15 protein-coding genes are annotated in these 16,978 nt (G+C 45.1%); 5 read left to right on the top strand and 10 right to left on the bottom strand.

Translation table 11 applies throughout. The annotated features are described in order from the left end of the window. Nucleotides 1-14: 14 nt before the first annotated feature. From AC6I8U_RS08110 to AC6I8U_RS08100, 3 genes are read right to left on the bottom strand one after another with little or no spacing between them, the layout of a single operon-like run. On the bottom strand, nt 15-671 hold the full coding sequence (locus tag AC6I8U_RS08110; RefSeq protein WP_498018278.1) for a DUF2987 domain-containing protein: 657 nt from the start codon (nt 669-671) through the stop codon (nt 15-17). 21 nt (nt 672-692) lie between these two features. After that, nucleotides 693-1,487, bottom strand: a complete 795-nt coding sequence (locus AC6I8U_RS08105) for a glucosaminidase domain-containing protein (protein ID WP_498018277.1) — start codon at nt 1,485-1,487, stop codon at nt 693-695. Continuing rightward, nucleotides 1,480-2,328, bottom strand: coding sequence for a hypothetical protein (locus AC6I8U_RS08100; protein WP_252014477.1), 849 nt, complete (start codon nt 2,326-2,328; stop codon nt 1,480-1,482). The genes AC6I8U_RS08105 and AC6I8U_RS08100 overlap by 8 nt, the downstream gene beginning before the upstream one ends. Before the next feature lie 275 nt (nt 2,329-2,603). On the opposite strand from AC6I8U_RS08100, the gene potA reads away from it, so the two are divergent. The 5 genes from potA (at nt 2,604) to AC6I8U_RS08075 (ending at nt 7,792) form a co-directional block, all read left to right on the top strand. Then, nucleotides 2,604-3,773, top strand: a complete 1,170-nt coding sequence (potA, locus tag AC6I8U_RS08095) for a spermidine/putrescine ABC transporter ATP-binding protein PotA (protein WP_234496011.1) — start codon at nt 2,604-2,606, stop codon at nt 3,771-3,773. Then, nucleotides 3,757-4,614 (top strand): spermidine/putrescine ABC transporter permease PotB, encoded by an 858-nt coding sequence (gene potB, locus AC6I8U_RS08090; protein WP_042472986.1) that lies wholly within the window; start codon nt 3,757-3,759, stop codon nt 4,612-4,614. The genes potA and potB overlap by 17 nt, the downstream gene beginning before the upstream one ends. Further along, complete coding sequence (gene potC / locus AC6I8U_RS08085; protein WP_042472982.1) at nt 4,614-5,384, top strand: spermidine/putrescine ABC transporter permease PotC; 771 nt, start codon at nt 4,614-4,616, stop codon at nt 5,382-5,384. The genes potB and potC overlap by 1 nt, the downstream gene beginning before the upstream one ends. Before the next feature lie 95 nt (nt 5,385-5,479). Beyond that, nucleotides 5,480-6,514: an extracellular solute-binding protein gene (locus tag AC6I8U_RS08080; RefSeq protein ID WP_234496010.1), complete on the top strand. Its 1,035-nt coding sequence runs from the start codon at nt 5,480-5,482 to the stop codon at nt 6,512-6,514. 240 nt (nt 6,515-6,754) lie between these two features. Beyond that, nucleotides 6,755-7,792, top strand: coding sequence for an extracellular solute-binding protein (locus tag AC6I8U_RS08075; RefSeq protein WP_252014480.1), 1,038 nt, complete (start codon nt 6,755-6,757; stop codon nt 7,790-7,792). 125 nt (nt 7,793-7,917) lie between these two features. On the opposite strand, the gene AC6I8U_RS08070 is transcribed toward AC6I8U_RS08075, so the two are convergent. The 7 genes from AC6I8U_RS08070 to AC6I8U_RS08040 form a co-directional block, all read right to left on the bottom strand. Continuing rightward, entirely contained in the window at nt 7,918-9,354 is a 1,437-nt protein-coding gene (locus AC6I8U_RS08070) for an IS1182 family transposase (protein ID WP_498018276.1), read from the bottom strand. Between the two features lie 125 nt (nt 9,355-9,479). Continuing rightward, entirely contained in the window at nt 9,480-10,214 is a 735-nt protein-coding gene (cobB, locus tag AC6I8U_RS08065; protein ID WP_234496008.1) for a Sir2 family NAD+-dependent deacetylase, read from the bottom strand. Between the two features lie 175 nt (nt 10,215-10,389). Further along, nucleotides 10,390-11,610, bottom strand: a complete 1,221-nt coding sequence (locus AC6I8U_RS08060) for an ammonium transporter (RefSeq protein ID WP_498018275.1) — start codon at nt 11,608-11,610, stop codon at nt 10,390-10,392. A gap of 353 nt (nt 11,611-11,963) precedes the next feature. Beyond that, nucleotides 11,964-12,395 carry a hypothetical protein gene (locus AC6I8U_RS08055; RefSeq protein ID WP_234496006.1) on the bottom strand — a complete coding sequence of 144 codons (432 nt, stop codon included), beginning with the start codon at nt 12,393-12,395 and terminating at the stop codon, nt 11,964-11,966. Nucleotides 12,396-12,410: 15 nt separating this feature from the next. Beyond that, nucleotides 12,411-13,487: a formate dehydrogenase subunit gamma gene (locus tag AC6I8U_RS08050; protein WP_252014483.1), complete on the bottom strand. Its 1,077-nt coding sequence runs from the start codon at nt 13,485-13,487 to the stop codon at nt 12,411-12,413. 11 nt (nt 13,488-13,498) lie between these two features. Continuing rightward, nucleotides 13,499-14,107 carry a formate dehydrogenase FDH3 subunit beta gene (gene fdh3B, locus AC6I8U_RS08045; protein ID WP_042501521.1) on the bottom strand — a complete coding sequence of 203 codons (609 nt, stop codon included), beginning with the start codon at nt 14,105-14,107 and terminating at the stop codon, nt 13,499-13,501. An 11-nt stretch (nt 14,108-14,118) separates the two neighbouring features. Further along, entirely contained in the window at nt 14,119-16,974 is a 2,856-nt protein-coding gene (locus tag AC6I8U_RS08040; RefSeq protein ID WP_394154106.1) for a formate dehydrogenase subunit alpha, read from the bottom strand. Nucleotides 16,975-16,978: the final 4 nt, after the last annotated feature.

Here is a 16,978-nt window from a genome sequence, read left to right as displayed (position 1 = left end):
GATGAGCGTATGGTTTACTCAGCGCCAGGTAGATAAGGAAGGATTCGAATCGTTTCTCCTGGTAGGGTCATATAGCCGCCCTCTCCTATGTCGCTAAGGCGAACTTGAGCTTTACCATTTTGTAATGCTACAGAGCCACCATTTGAGAACGAAACCTTACCCTCTATATTAGGCGCAAACTCTAAAGTAATACCTTCGACATCCGGAGTGAACCAGCTAGCGAACATGCCACCTAAGTCTTCTAACATAACTTGCATTTGGGGTAACAGTGTTTCAACTTCGCCATACGAAACCTCGCCAGACATAGGTTCGGTGGTCATGACTACCATTGAAAAATCACAGCGCTGCTCTTCAGGAGTATGAACAAACACTAACGGATTCGCAGACTTAAGGTTGTTATCTAACGGTACGACAAGCTCGTTGATTGGCCTTGCTGGCAATTCTTCATAATGCTCCTCTTTCTCCATCCATGCTTTTTCAATAGGACAAAGGTTTTTTGAGTCGGCATCAACGAAGAAGAAGGCCACTTTGACATCTTCATGGCCTTCTTTGGCGTTGTTCTTCATTTGAGAATACAACTTTGAATAGGTGAACATATACTCTTGAGCTAGAGTCGGAACCGCAAAGGTTGATGCGGCCAGTCCTAAAAGGGCTAATTTTACTACTTTCATATTGTGCTTATGCTTTGATTATTATTGTGTTGTCCAGAATCGCTCATTATGTCGAATCATCGCTTGTAGGTCTTTGACGTATGCCTCACCTCGCTCTGAATATCGAAGTAATCCATTTGTTAACTCTAACGCAGCTTGCTCCGAGGTGGGATCAGCACCTTGCTCGCGAATAGATGCGCGTATGTCTCTAAGCTCTTGATACGCTCTATTACGATTTACATTCATAAAATAGCCGTGAATAGACCCTTGAGGAGAGCTAAATTTGGCAACTTCGTGTGTCATGCCTTCCGTACGTTGAAGTGGTACCAGCCCGCACCCTTTAGAGTAACACCACTGACCAAAGTAGTTATTTGCTTCTTGCGCGAATCGCGATGTTCCCCATGCAGACTCGTTGGCTGCTTGAGTCAACACAAGTGCTTCAGGAAGAACATCAACGCGCGCTAGCATTGCGTCTAGCCACTCATAATCAACGTTTGTAGGTTCTAGATTATATAGCTTACCTAGTCGCTTCGCTGTCGCCTCTTGTTCGCTCGTCAAAGCTTGTTCATCCAGGGCGTTTTTAATGGCAAGTAGTCGTCTTCTTTCTTTTTCAATTCGAGCATTTTCAATGGCAATGCCAGGACGTAGATAATTAAAGAAGGTCTCTTTTTTCTCGTTCACGTCTGTGATGCTTGCGATATCGGGCTTATCTTCGGTGATCGCGGGTAGCGATATCATCTCGTCATCAGCATCGTCAGAGTGTTTTTCGTAGAAGAATAAAAAAGCGCTCCCCGTGAGGAGAGCGGCTAGAGACAGAAACTTATGCGACTTACGCATCAAATACCTCTGGGTTTTTGTTTGGCTTGTCGTCATTACTTGGTGGCGTTGGGTCGTTATCATCCCCATCTTGGTCGCTAGAGCCATTGTCTTCGGTAGCAACGATCTTCAACGTAATGCCAAACATTTCACGATAAAGGATTCCTTTGACGTGGAAGAAGAATGGCAAAACGAAAATCAAACCGATTCCGTAGAACATAGCACCGACGATAAACATGAGTACGAGGAGTAGATAAATACCCGAAAGCACGAAAATCTTCTTATTTACTGCACGAAGCGATAACAACAAAGATTGCAGCGGTGGCACTTTCTTCTCACAGATGAGCAGAATAGACTGACTGAACGCCAAAGAAAGGTACATCGACAAGAATGGTAAAATCATACTCACGATGCCTTGCAACATAAGGCTAAATAGAGTCGCGATGATCACGGGAACCGTATATTGAAGCCCTTTCGCGATATGTCTTGGTTTGGTCGTAAGGCCAGCGGCATGGCTCATCGCCATTAAAGAGATACCGGCATAAACCGGAGCGCTGACAACTTCATAGCTGAAGTTCGCGACGAAAATAGCTTGAAAAATACCCTCGTTAAGCAAACTTGGGTCTTGGAACCCTTGCAGTATTACGGAAGGGTCACCAAGTTGCAGCTTGAGAGCGATATAGAAAATACCAAGCTGTACAACAATCAGAGCAACAATCGCAGGTGAGAAAGATAAAAAATGCTTCATCGTTTGTTGCCATGCTTCATGAAACACAGCACCCGCTTTGAGTTCGTATTTCCCTGAAATGGCGCGCTCTATTGTCCCACCTAAATTGAAGTCTCTTTCAAAATCTTTATTCATAAGTTTTCCAAGTTACACGTCTTGTTAACGTGTGTTCTTCGTTGAAAAGGCTGCGACATTATAGCGGTAACGAGATTGTTTTATCACTGTTATCACCTTGCTTTCTAGTCTTTTTGGGTGATAATTAACCAATTGATAAGGCAAAACATTCAACTCGTTACACTATAAACCTAGTATGGTAAATAATGTTTAGTTTTACCTGCAAAATTTTTTCTGTTTCGAGATAAGAAAATGCTTTGATTTCACCCAATTGGTGATTATGATGCGCGCCTTAAATGTGTATAGCAACTGGCCGCTATATTTTTGGCCAAGGTGGAGAAAAACAGACGTTGAACGCTAAACATTCAGAAGGAACACCAGTCGTACAGCTAGCTGGTGTGAGTAAAAGTTTCGATGGTAAGGAAATCATCGCAAATCTTAACTTAAACGTTAATCATGGTGAGTTTCTCACTATATTGGGTCCTTCAGGTTGCGGAAAAACCACAGTACTTAGAATGATCGCCGGTTTCGAAACCGTCGACAGTGGAAGACTCAACCTCGACGGTCAAGATGTAACGGAAGTCCCTGCTGAACAGAGACACGTCAACACAGTTTTCCAGAGCTATGCCCTATTCCCTCATATGACCGTTTTCGAAAACGTGGCATTTGGTTTGCGTATGCAAAAAGTACCAAATGCAGAAATAGAACCACGTGTTCTAGAAGCGTTGAAAATGGTTCGCCTAGAGAAAATGGCTCAACGTAAACCGCACCAACTTTCGGGCGGTCAACAACAGCGTATCGCTATCGCTCGTGCAGTTGTTAATAAACCAAAGGTTCTGCTTTTGGACGAATCACTGTCTGCACTGGACTACAAACTCCGTAAGCAGATGCAGATCGAGCTTAAGCAGTTACAAAGACAGCTAGGCATCACCTTTATCTTCGTAACGCACGACCAAGAAGAAGCTTTGTCTATGTCTGACCGTATCATCGTGATGCGTGATGGTGTTATTGAGCAAGATGGTTCTCCTCGTGAGATCTACGAAGAACCTAAAAACTTGTTTGTTGCACGCTTCATTGGCGAAATTAACGTGTTTAACGCGACTGCGATCGACCGTATCGATGACAAACGTATCAATGCAGAAATCGAAGGTCAGAAGAGTATTGTTTACTACGATAAAGCCTTTGAGTCTGGCGAGAAACTACAAGTTCTACTCCGACCAGAAGACTTGCGTATCGAAGAGATCAAAGAGTCTGAAAATAAGGGTATCGTTGGTCACGTGGCAGAGCGTACTTATAAAGGTATGACTTTGGATTCTGTTGTGGAACTTGAGTCTGGCATGCGTGTCATGGTCAGCGAATTCTTCAATGAAGATGACCCAGATGTAGACCACTCGCTAGGTCAAAAAGTAGCCGTAACTTGGGTTGAAAGCTGGGAAGTGGTGCTAAAAGATGAGCAAGAAATTTAATCTACAAAACGCCATCATTACGCTGATTGTTGGTTGGTTAGTACTATTTGTGCTAATTCCGAACGTGATGATCATCGGTACTAGCTTCCTAACTCGAGATGAAGCTAACTTAATTGAGATGACGTTTACACTCGAGAACTATGCGCGTTTACTCGATCCTCTTTATGCGAAAGTGTTGTTCCACTCGTTCTATATGGCGATTGTGGCGACGCTTATCTGCTTGGTTGTTGGTTACCCATTTGCGTATATCGTGGCGAAAATGCCTGAAAAGTGGCGACCATTTATGCTGTTCTTGGTTATTGTGCCATTTTGGACCAACTCTCTAATCCGCACCTACGGATTAAAGATTGTACTGGGTACACAAGGCATCTTAAATAAGAGCTTACTAGCACTCGATATTATCGATAAACCACTGCGTATCATGTACACAGAAACAGCGGTAATGATCGGTTTGGTCTATATTCTGTTGCCATTTATGATTCTTCCGCTTTATTCAGCGATTGAGAAACTTGATGGTACGTATATCGAAGCTGCTAGAGATCTAGGTGCCAACAAATGGCAAACATTGACTCGAGTCATTCTTCCATTGACCATGCCGGGAATCATCGGTGGGTGTTTGTTGGTGCTACTACCAGCACTTGGAATGTTCTATATTGCCGACCTATTGGGCGGCGCGAAGAACCTTCTCATTGGTAACGTGATTAAGAGTCAAATACTCAATGCTCGAGATTGGCCGTTCGGTGCTGCGACAAGTATCGCGCTTACGGCAGCGATGGCTGTCATGCTGTACGCCTACTACCGAGCAGGCAAGCTCTTAAACCGTAAAGTGGAGCTCGAATAATGGGTCGCGCTGTAAGATTTAGTTTTATGACGGTAGTGTACGCGTTCTTGTATCTACCAATCATTGTTTTGATTGCTAACTCCTTTAATGCCAACAAATTTGGTATGAAATGGGGCGGATTTACAACCAAGTGGTACGACGCACTCGTTAACAACGACAGTTTGATGCAAGCGGCATGGCATTCTCTCAACGTAGCGGTTTTCTCTGCTACCGCGGCAACAATTATTGGTAGTTTGACGGCAGTTGCCCTATTCCGCTATCAGTTTAAAGGCAAAGGTGCGGTCAGTGGTTTGCTGTTCATCGTGATGATGTCACCAGATATCGTGATGGCAATTTCACTGCTTGCGATTTTCTTGGTACTTGGTGCTCAGCTTGGCTTCTTTAGTTTGCTAATTGCCCACATCACTTTCTGTCTACCTTTCGTGGTCGTCACAGTATATAGCCGCTTGAAAGGCTTTGATGTGAAGATGCTTGAGGCTGCGAAAGACTTGGGCGCAGGTGAATGGACGATCTTAAAGCAGATTATCCTGCCACTAGCAAAACCCGCTGTAGCAGCAGGTTGGTTGCTTTCGTTTACGCTATCTCTAGACGATGTCATTGTGAGCTCTTTCGTAACCGGGCCTACTTATGAAATCCTTCCATTGAAGATTTATTCGATGGTTAAAGTCGGCATTTCGCCAGAAGTGAATGCATTGGCTACACTTATGTTGATTGTATCTTTGGTACTTGTTGTTGCATCGCAACTACTTGCCAGAGAAAAAGTGAAATAATCCGCTATTTTACCGACTGGAGCAGAATGGCGTTGTCATTCTGCTCTTTTTATATCTATGCCATAACGGCAGCGTTTGTTTTGGAGCTAACGTCAATGAAAAAATGGGCTACTTTTTTAGCTGGTAGTGCATGTGCACTTTCTCTTCTCTCTGGAGCAGTTAGTGCAGAAGAAGATAAAGAACTCGTGTTCATGAACTGGGGACCTTACATCAACAGTAATCTCCTTGAGCAGTTCACCAAAGAGACCGGTATCAAGGTTATCTACTCTACTTATGAGTCGAACGAAACATTGTATGCAAAGCTAAAGACGCACAATAAAGGTTATGACCTTGTTGTGCCGTCAACTTACTTTGTCGCAAAGATGCGTGATGAAGGCATGCTTCAGAAAATTGATAAATCAAAACTATCAAACTTCAGCAATCTAGACCCAAACTACTTGGATAAGCCTTACGATCCAAACAATGACTACTCTATTCCACACGTTGTTGCTATTACAGGTCTCGCTGTCAATACCGATATGTATGACCCGGACGAGTTCACAAGCTGGGCTGATCTATGGAAGCCTGAGCTAGAAGGTCAATTGATGATGATGGACGATACTCGAGAAGTATTCCATATCGCACTTCGCAAACTTGGCTACTCTGGTAATACAACGGACAAAGCTCAAATTGACGAAGCTTACGCCGAGCTTCAAAAACTTATGCCAAACGTGTTGGTTTTCAATTCTGACAACCCAGGTGCACCTTATATGTCTGGTGAAGTTGGTCTAGGTATGCTTTGGAACGGCTCAGCTGCAGCAGCGCAAAACGAGGGTTTGCCAATTAAACTTGTCTTCCCTAAAGAAGGTGGCATTGGTTGGGTAGACAACTTTGCTATTAGCTCTGGTGCTAAAAACGTTGACGCGGCGCACAAGATGATTGATTTCTTACTGCGCCCGGAAATTGCTGAACAAATTTCTCGTGACACGGGTTATTTAACTGCGGTTAAAGAATCGAATGAGAAGTTTAAAGACAGCCCAGCCCTTTTCCCGTCACAAGAAGATCTAGACCGCGTGGAGTGGCAAGATGCTGTAGGCGATAGTACAGTTATCTACGAAGATTATTTCTTGAAGCTAAAAGCCGGTCAGTAACTCGTTTTATTGATATTTTTAAAGGTGGCAATTGCCACCTTTTTTTATGGCTGTCACCCTATATCATTCTAAACGTTTAATTTTTGTAAATTCCTACATAGAGTATTTAATCAATGACTGATATAATGTTGTGATGCACATCAAATAATGGTGGCGTGCAAAGTAGTGTGAGAAACCCTACGTTCTCATATTGTCATGTCTCTAAGAGACTCTTTGTTTACCAATACAAACGGAAAAGTAATGAAAAGCAAATTGTATGCAGGCGCACTTTGTGCGGCGACTCTCTTCACTACCCCGGCGTTTGCAGCCAACGAAGAACTTTACTTCTACAACTGGTCTGAATACATTCCTAACGAAGTACTAGAAGACTTTACCAAAGAAACTGGTATTAAAGTCATCTACTCCACTTACGAATCTAACGAGAGCATGTATGCGAAACTTAAGACGCAAGGCTCTGGTTACGACTTAGTGGTACCTTCTACGTACTTTGTCTCTAAAATGCGTAAAGAAGGTATGCTTCAAGAAATCGACAAAGAGAAGCTATCACACTACCAAGATTTGGATCCTAACTATCTAGACAAACCTTTTGATCCAGACAATAAATATTCAATCCCATACATCTGGGGTGCGACGGGCATCGGTATTAATACTGACATGCTCGACCGTTCAGCAGTTAGCTCTTGGGGCGACTTATGGGACCCGCAATGGGAAGGTCAGTTGATGATGATGGACGACTCTCGTGAAGTATTCCATATCGCATTGACGAAGCTGGGTTACTCTCCAAACACCACTAACCCAGAAGAAATCAAAGCCGCTTATGAAGAGCTGAGAAAACTCGTACCTAACGTTCTAGTATTTAACTCAGATTTCCCTGCTAACCCTTACCTAGCAGGTGAAGTGTCACTTGGTATGCTTTGGAATGGCTCTGCGTACATGGCTCGTCAGGAAGGCGCTTCAATTGATATCGTATGGCCTGAGAAAGGTGCGATCTTCTGGATGGACAGCCTAGCGATTCCTTCTGGCGCTAAGAACATTGATGCGGCACACAAGATGATCGACTTCCTACTTCGCCCAGAAAACGCTGCAAAGATTGCTTTAGAGATTGGTTACCCAACTCCTGTTAAATCCGCATATCCGCTACTTCCGAAAGAGTTTGCTGAAGATCCTAACGTCTTCCCTCCTCAAGAAGTCATGGATTCGGGCACATGGCAAGATGAAGTTGGCGAGGCAGGTACGCTTTATGAAGAGTACTTCCAAAAGCTAAAAGTAGATAACTAATCCAACTACTGTTTCATACACAAATAAGCCCTCCACAGGAGGGCTTCAGACTGCTGACGAACCCCACTTTTCGAAGTGGGGTTCTCTTTATGAGCGGCCGTAGGCCGCGATCGCGATATTTTTGGTCATGCCAAGTTTAGAAAAGCACAAGGCTTAATTTGGTATCTAGACGCCATAATTTGACGTATTTGGGACATATTTAGCCCTATTTTTCGTAAATAGCTCACCACCAACGCTATCTTCTTGATGTTTTGAGCGGCAGCAGCCAGCCAACACTGCATCTGCACTTTGGATAATCCACGGAAGCGGGCATAACGGTGACCATGGTGCTGCTTAGCGTCGGCGAAGCTCCGCTCTACCGTCTCACTTCTTCGTCTGTATGTCTTTTTTCCATAAGGTGAGAGCCGCATTTGGTTTGCTCTATCCACCGCGTCTGTATAGATGTGTCTTGTAATGACTTTCTTCATGTTTTTACTTTGCGTACAGTCATCTCGCATTGGGCAGAGAGCACACTCTTTCGGGTCGGAGTGATACTCACGATACGCATCTCTAGACGTTGTTTTATAGATGAGCTCTTGACCGTTAGGACAGCGGTAACTGTCTCGCTCTTTGCTGTAGATAAAGTGTTTTTTCTTGAATGCATTCTTTGTTCTGGACGGTCTGCGATAACCGAACACGCCCAAGATGTTTCGACGCTCTAATGACTCAGCGACTGGCGCAGTGAAGTAGCCCGCATCGAGTCCAACGGCGATTGGATTAAGGTTAAATTGCTTTAGGGTAGAGTCCAGACGCTTAACATAAGGTTGAGAGTCATTGATATTACCTGCAGTGACATGGGTATCTAAGATAATGCCATGCTGCCCATCCACTGTACGGTGGTCGAGATAGAAGAAGCCTTGAGGCTTATTATCTCGAGTCATGAAGCCACTTTCCGGGTCGGTCGTACTTGTTTTTGTATTCTTAGTTTTAGGCTCTGAGGCACGTGCTTTTAAAGGTTTCTTACCCTCTTTCTCTCGGTCTAGCGCGACATCTTCATCGAGCATATCAAGATAGGCACTGGCGCGAACCTTAGTCACTTTGTTCGTGTGCTTATTCTTATTGGCATTGGCTTTTAGGTGCGTGCTGTCAGTAAAGAGCTCCTGGCCAGCAACCAAGCCTTTCGCCATAGCCTGCTCCACGACATTGATAAAGATACGTTCAAACACATCGGTACCATTAAAGCGGCGAATACGGTTTTGGCTGAGTGTCGACGCATGGATAACTTTCTCTGTCAGTGACATACGCAAGAACCATCGATACGCGACATTGACTTCAATCTCTTTCACGAGTTGTCGCTCGCTTTTGATTCCGAAGAGATAGCCAAGCAGGATGATTTTAAACAGGCGCACAGGGTCAACAGGTGGGCGACCATTATCTTTACAGTAGAGGTGAGCGACTTCATCACGGATAAATTCGAAGTCGATGGCCCTATCTATTTTACGAACTAAATGATTCTGAGGAACGAGCTGTTCCATAGTGACCATTTCGAGTTCATATTGTTGAGGTGAAGGCTCTTGAAGCATATTGAGATATCCATATTTCGATACCTCTATTAGATCAAAGGTCTAGCCTGATGGCTAGACCTTTGTCAGCAATCTGAAGCCCTCCACAGGAGGGCTTTTTTTTGTCAATCGATGAAATTTATAGGTTATACCGCGTGGTCTTGTGTTTGCAGAGCGAGTATTTCCTTAACTAGCTTTGGCACTTCAAGACTCGCTTTGCCATATCGTTTTTCTTCAAATTCACTTTCTACTGCACTCGGTTCTAGGTTAATTTCTATGGTATGAGCACCATGCATTTTGGCATCATGAACAAATCCGGCTGCTGGATATACAACGCCCGACGTACCGATAGAAATAAACAGATCTGCTTGCTCAATGGCAGCGTAGATATCGCCCATGCGTAAAGGCATTTCACCGAACCAAACAATATGAGGGCGCATTTGCGAAGGAATTTGGCAACAATGGCAAAGATCACCCGTCATAATGTCGTCTTTCATTTCTACAACCTGGCCAGACTCTTCACAGCGTGCTTTAAGCAGTTCACCGTGCATGTGGATGATATTTTCACTACCACCTCTCTCATGCAAGTTATCGATATTTTGAGTGATAACAGTGACACTCCCCTCTAGCTCTTTCTCTAATTGACCTAGGGCGATATGTGCTGCATTGGGCAAGATGTTTTCTTGCTGCAGTTTTCGGCGACGTTGATTGTAAAAGTGTTGCACCAGATCAGGATCACGAACAAAACCCTCTGGCGTAGCGACATCTTCAATCCTGTGGTTTTCCCAAAGACCGTCCTGAGCGCGGAATGTTTGAATGCCTGATTCCGCAGAGATACCAGCACCAGTCAAAACAACGACATTTTTGTAGGGAAACTTCATAGACCTTCCTTGTGCTAACTTATTATTGTTATCACAAGAGTAACACGTAACGAATAACATCAATAGTTTTGGGGATTAGACGATAGTCTAATTGGGAGGAAGTTTCGGTTCTTCAATAGGTTAATAGGTAAAAGGAACAAGAGCTAACGAACTCATCGCTAGCTCTTGTAATCAATCAGTCTTCGTTTGTTGATGAGATTTTATGAATGGCTAAATCAGCACCTTTGAACTCATCTTCTTCTGATAGGCGCAATCCTGTTAGCTTATCGAGAATGCCGTATACAAGACCCGCACCAATAACCGCTACTGAGATGCCCGCAATTGTGCCCACAATTTGAGACATAAGGCTAACACCACCTAAACCGCCCAATGCCTGTTGACCAAAGATACCTGCGGCAATACCACCCCAAGCACCACACAAACCGTGCAAAGGCCAAACACCTAATACGTCATCAATCTTGGTTTTGTTTTGAAGATAGGTAAATACCCAAACAAACAATGCACCTGCAACACCGCCAGTAATTAGAGCACCAATTGGATGCATAAGATCAGAGCCCGCACATACGGCAACGAGGCCAGCCAATGGTCCATTGTGAATAAACCCTGGGTCATTACGACCAACGACGAGAGAAGCAAGAATACCGCCTACCATTGCCATCAGCGAGTTCATGGCAACTAAACCACTAATACCTTCTAACGTTTGGGCTGACATGACATTAAAACCAAACCAACCTACACTCAGAATCCACGCACCTAACGCTAAGAATGGAATATTCGAAGGAGCAAAGTTAGTGTGTTTACCGGCACGAATGCGCCCTTTTCTAATACCAAGAAAGACAACCGCCACTAATGCAATCCAGCCACCCACTCCGTGAACAACGATTGAGCCGGCAAAGTCGTGGAAGCCCGCACCAAATGTCGATTCTAACCAACCTTGGAACCCGAAGTTACCGTTCCAAATCATGCCCTCAAATAATGGATAAACTAATCCAACGGTGAAGAACGTTGCAAGAAGAATGGGATAAAATCGAGCGCGTTCAGCAATACCACCAGAGACAATAGCTGGTATAGCCGCGGCAAAGGTAAGCAAGAAGAAGAACTTAACGAGTTCGTAGCCATTTCCTTGAGAAAGCGTTTCTGCGTCTGCGAAGAAGGTGCCTCCGTAAGCGACCCAATATCCGATAAAGAAATAAGCGATAGCGGACACGCCGAAATCAGCTAATATTTTAACCAAAGCGTTTACTTGGTTTTTATGCCTGACAGTCCCCACTTCAAGAAATGCAAAACCAGCGTGCATTAAGAACACCATAATGGCGCCCAGCAATAAGAAAAGCGTATCTGAGCTTTGAGTTAGTGTTTGTACGGCACCGTGTACGTGCTCTACCGAGGGGGTCATGTGTCGATCACTCCTTTATCGATGATTGAATGTGCGCACCAAAATCGTGCTGCATCATTTTGCGATACACCATTTTGGTGATTGCGTTTTTATCTGAACGACTGATAGAGCAAAGAACGTTCCAATTTATTTATTGAGAGAAGAATTAGTCTATTTTATTGATTAATAATGCTTTTATTTTAAGTCGCTATTTGTAAGTAAAGTCAAGCCAACCCACAAATGCACCATATAAGTGAATTCGCACCAAATTGGCGTGCACCATCATGTTTCAATAATGTAACTGTTTGTAAATAAATCAATAAAAAAGGGTTTGCAGAAACACTGCAAACCCTTTTGGTCGATCTTGAAACGGATTAAGGAAGCTGTTGAATTGGCTTCGCGTCTTTACCAAATGTCATCGGGATGTCTTGCTTAAGCTTACTCATACCAGCAAACATTCGAATGATCCAGACTACAATCGCTACTGATGCGAACAACATCCCCACGTACGGGATAAAGTTAGCAATCTGATCTATCCAAGTCGCCTGATACCAGTAGTGCGTTACGCCTTTTAGCAGTCCGTTAGAAGTCGCTACTGTTACGATTAAAACGACAAAGAAAGTTAGATTCAGGAAGAAGGTCCTAATCAACCCGTAGTAGTGCGAATTGACTACGTCACTATCTTCGCCTTTATCAAGGCGATAGCCCGCATAGACGATAGCAATCACGCCTGAAATCAGTAGAGTGAAAGGCGTAAAGAGGCTGAGAATATATGCTATCCAAATACCTTTGTGTTGTTCTTGCATATCCTAATACTCTCCTTAAGTCAGGTCGCTACGTGTTTTGGCGTCAACACTGGGTTGGGCTTTCTCTTCCTTAGGCTTAGGGTTGTCTAACTCGTGTTTGACTTCCTCATACCATAAGTCATGATGCTCTTTAGCCCAAGTCTCATCAACCTCACCCGTTACCATACCTTCAAGCGCCCCTTCCATACCGAATAGACCGATATAAATGTGGAAGATAAAGCCACAAATAAGGATCAGCGCGGCGAGCATGTGGATTAGGTTTGACCATTCCATATCTCGACGGGTCTGACCAAAGATAGGGAAATCAAGAATCAACCCACTCGCTGCAACAACAGCGCCAACAATGATCAACATCCAGAAGAGTACTTTTTCCCCGGCATTGGAGAAGCCCGCAGACGGGTGACTGCCTTTGTGTTTCCCAGCCATGCCACCAAGCTTCATAAACCACTGTACATCCACTTTGGTGAAAATAGATTTACTCCACCATTTGATTAATAGTGCAACTAGCAGTACGAGGAACATAGGTCCCATGTAGTTGTGGTATTGTTTCGCTAGGTATACGGTCCAGCCCCATAGGTCAGTTGGGACATAAGGTTTCATAAAGTGCTTACCATAAACCAGCATAAGACCACTGAATGCAAGCGTCAGAAATACAAACGCCATACTCCAGTGAAGCGCTCGGTCCATTCGACTCCATCTTTGCAGTTTACGTCCCGTTCTAGCACCTGACAGTTTCATCGGGCCACCGATGAAATACGCCAGCATAACGAGGGTGATGCTACCAAAAATGGCAACTGCTCCCGCAGGCGACATCCACTTCTCTTTTAAGATGTACCACGTCTCACCCGGAGTACTAATCAACACACCGTGTTCAGGAGAAGCGGAGGTCGTTGTACCCTCTACTCCTTCCTTTACCATGCGCCAATAGTCTGCTCCAGCGAGCTGTGTCATCTCACCTTGAACAACTTTATTGCTCTTGCTTTCTTCAGCGTGAACACCAAACGACATCACTAGAACCACTGCTGCCAATAGCGGCAGCAGTAATTGGAAGATAGAGCCAAGCAAACCTTGTTGTTTAGACAAAATAGCCATTGCTCTCTCCATTAGCTTTTCGTTGCGTCATACGCTAGGTCATTACCGTCTGTCCAGCCAGCATCTTTAGCACCACGTTCCACAACACGTTGGCGGAAAATGTCCGACACTTTCGCTGCGTCACCTGCTAGAAGAGCCTTGGTTGAGCAAAGCTCGGCACACATCGGCAATTTACCTTCTGCAATACGGTTCGCACCGTATTTAGCACGCTCTTCTTCTGAATTGTCTTCCGTTTCCGGGCCGCCAGCACAGAAAGTACATTTGTCCATTTTGCCACGCTCACCAAATGCTGCCTGTTTCGGGAACTGAGGAGCACCAAACGGACACGCAAATAAGCAGTAGCCACAACCGATACAAAGATCTTTGTTGTGAAGTACAATGCCATCCTCTGTACGCTCGAAACAGTCTGCAGGACACACCGCCATACAAGGCGCATCGGTACAGTGCATACAAGCTACAGAGATCGAGTTCTCACCCGGAAGACCGTCGTTTAACGTGACGACACGACGGCGTTGGATACCCCATTGCAGCGCATCGTCATTTTCATTTTTACATGCGGTCACACAGCCGTTACATTCAATACAACGCTTGGTGTCACATAGGAATTTCATATTAGCCATTAGGTGACTCCTTACGCTTTCTTGATGTTACAGAGAGTGACTTTAGTTTCCTGCATCTGGGTCACTGGGTCATAACCATAAGTGGTCGCAGTGTTGGCCGCTTCACCAATAACGTAAGGCACAGTGCCCTCCGGATACTTGTTGGTGAGGTCCTCACCTTGGAACTTTCCGCCAAAGTGGAATGGGATAAACGCTAGACCCGGTTTCACACGAGGTGTCACCATGGCTTTCACCTTGATGCGCCCTTTCTCTGCACCCTCAACCCAGACCATGTCGCCGTCTTTAAAGCCGATGTCATTAGCGTCTTTCGGGTTAACTTCAACGAACATTTCGCGTTGTAGTTCAGCAAGCCAAGGGTTAGAACGGGTCTCTTCACCACCACCCTCGTACTCCACTAATCGGCCAGAAGTAAGAACGATTGGGTACTCGCCAGATACGTCTTTATCCTGGATTGACTTGTACATAGTTGGCAGACGATAAATCGACTCGCTGTCATCCCATGTTGGATAGTCTGCGACTAGATCACGTCTCGGCGTGTAAAGCGGCTCGCGGTGTAGCGGTACTCTGTCTGGGAATGTCCATACGATGGCGCGTGCTTTCGCATTACCAAATGGGATACAGCCGTGCTTGATAGCCACACGCTGAATACCGCCCGATAGGTCGGTCTTCCAGTTTTTACCTTCGGCAGAGGCTTTTTCTTCTGCAGTGAGGTCGTCCCACCATCCAAGCTGTTTTAAAAGCTTGTCAGTGAACTCTGGGTAACCGTCTTCCAGTTCACAGCCCAATGAGTAACTGTCTTCAGCGAGAATGTTGTCACCTTCAAACTCAACACCAAAACGAGCTCGGAAGTTACCACCACCATCAGCAACAGTTTTTGATGTATCGTAGAGAATGTGTGTGCCTGGGTGTTTCATCTCAGGTGTGCCCCAGCATGGCCAAGGTAGACCGTAGGTTTCACCATTGATTGGACCGCCTTCGGCAACCAAAGAGGTCTTGTGGAAGGTATGCCAGTTCTGTTGGTGCGCTTTGATACGCTCTGGGCTTTGACCGGTGTAACCAATCGTCCACATACCCTTGTTGAACTCGCGAGTAATGTCTTCGATATTTGGCTCGTTGTTCTCAACTTTAATGTTTTTAAACAACTCTTTCTCAAAACCAAGCTTCTTAGTAAGAAGATACATGATCTCGTGGTCAGGTTTTGAATCGAACAATGGTTCAACGACCTTGTCTCGCCATTGAAGAGAGCGATTCGAAGCTGTTACCGAACCGTAGGTTTCGAATTGCGTGGTTGCTGGCAGTAGATACACGCCATCAGTACGGTTGTTCATTACCGCAGCGTGAGTTGGATATGGATCGACGATGACCATCATGTCCAGCTTCTGCATCGCTTTTTGCATTTCAACGCCACGCGTTTGCGAGTTAACCGCGTGACCCCAGTAGAACATGGCACGAATGTTATCGTTCTGCTCGATGTTGTCTTTGTTTTCTAAAACCCCATCAATCCAACGTGAGACAGGAATACCCATGTTGTTCATTGGTTTCTTGCCACGATACTCGTTTTGGTCAAATCGCTCTTTGATCCACTCATAGTCGACATCCCACACTTTTGCCCAGTGCTTCCATGAGCCGTCTGCCAGACCATAATAACCAGGTAATGTATGAGATAGTACGCCAAGGTCAGTTGCACCCTGTACGTTGTCGTGTCCACGGAAGATGTTTGCACCACCGCCCGACTTACCGATGTTACCCAATGCAAGTTCAAGTACACAGTATGCACGAGTATTGTTGTTACCAGTGGTGTGTTGCGTACCACCCATACACCAAATGATACTGCCTGGGCGATTCTCAGATAGGATCTTAGCCGCTTTGTATACGTCAGCTTCACTAACGCCAGTAACGCGCTCCACTTCCTCTGGATTCCATTTGGCAACTTCAGCACGGATCTCATCCATACCGTAAACACGCTGACGAATGAACTCTTGATCTTCCCATTTATTTGCGAAGATGTGCCATAGTAGACCCCAGATAAAGGCAACGTCAGTACCAGGGCGCAATGAACAGTAGTGGTTTGCTTTTGCTGCTGTACGAGTACGACGAGGATCCGCCACAACAATTTGGCAGCGGTTCTTTTCTTTGGCAATCAAGATATGCTGCATCGCAACTGGGTGCGCTTCTGCGGGGTTAGAGCCGATGAACAGCATCGACTTACAGTTGTGCATGTCATTAAAAGAGTTTGTCATCGCACCATAGCCCCAAGTGTTCGCTACACCAGAAACCGTGGTTGAGTGACAAATACGTGCTTGGTGGTCTACGTTGTTAGTGCCCCAAAGCGACGCCATCTTACGGAACATGTACGCCTGTTCGTTACTGTGCTTCGCACTACCCAACCAGTAAACAGAATCTGGACCTGACTCTTTGCGGATCTCTAAAACTTTGTTGCCGATCTCTTCAATCGCATCTTCCCAACTCAGTTTCTTCCACTTACCGCCTTCGAGCTTCATTGGATATTTAAGACGACGTTCACCATGACCATGCTCACGCAAAGCGGCACCTTTCGCGCAGTGTCCACCAGCATTAAAAGGATGGTCGAACGCAGGCTCTTGCCCCGTCCATACACCGTTTTGTACTTCAGCATAAATACCGCAACCCACTGAACAGTGGGAACAGATGGTACGTTTTACTTCAGTTTTGGCATCAACCGGTACAGATTCTGCCTGTGCCTTTTTGATCATTCCGGGCGCGAACGTATACGCACCTGCTGCCAGACCACCCGCCGCAATAGAGGAGTTGCGCATAAATGCACGGCGGCTGAGTCCTAGCTTGTTTTCGTTTTTGCTCACATTGTCGGAGCGTTTAGTTAGTTTCATGCTT

Source organism: Vibrio sp. KUL80 (assembly GCF_059725495.1).
The sequence above is the reverse complement of the archived record's forward strand: the minus strand, read 5'-3'. Positions and strand labels throughout refer to the sequence as shown.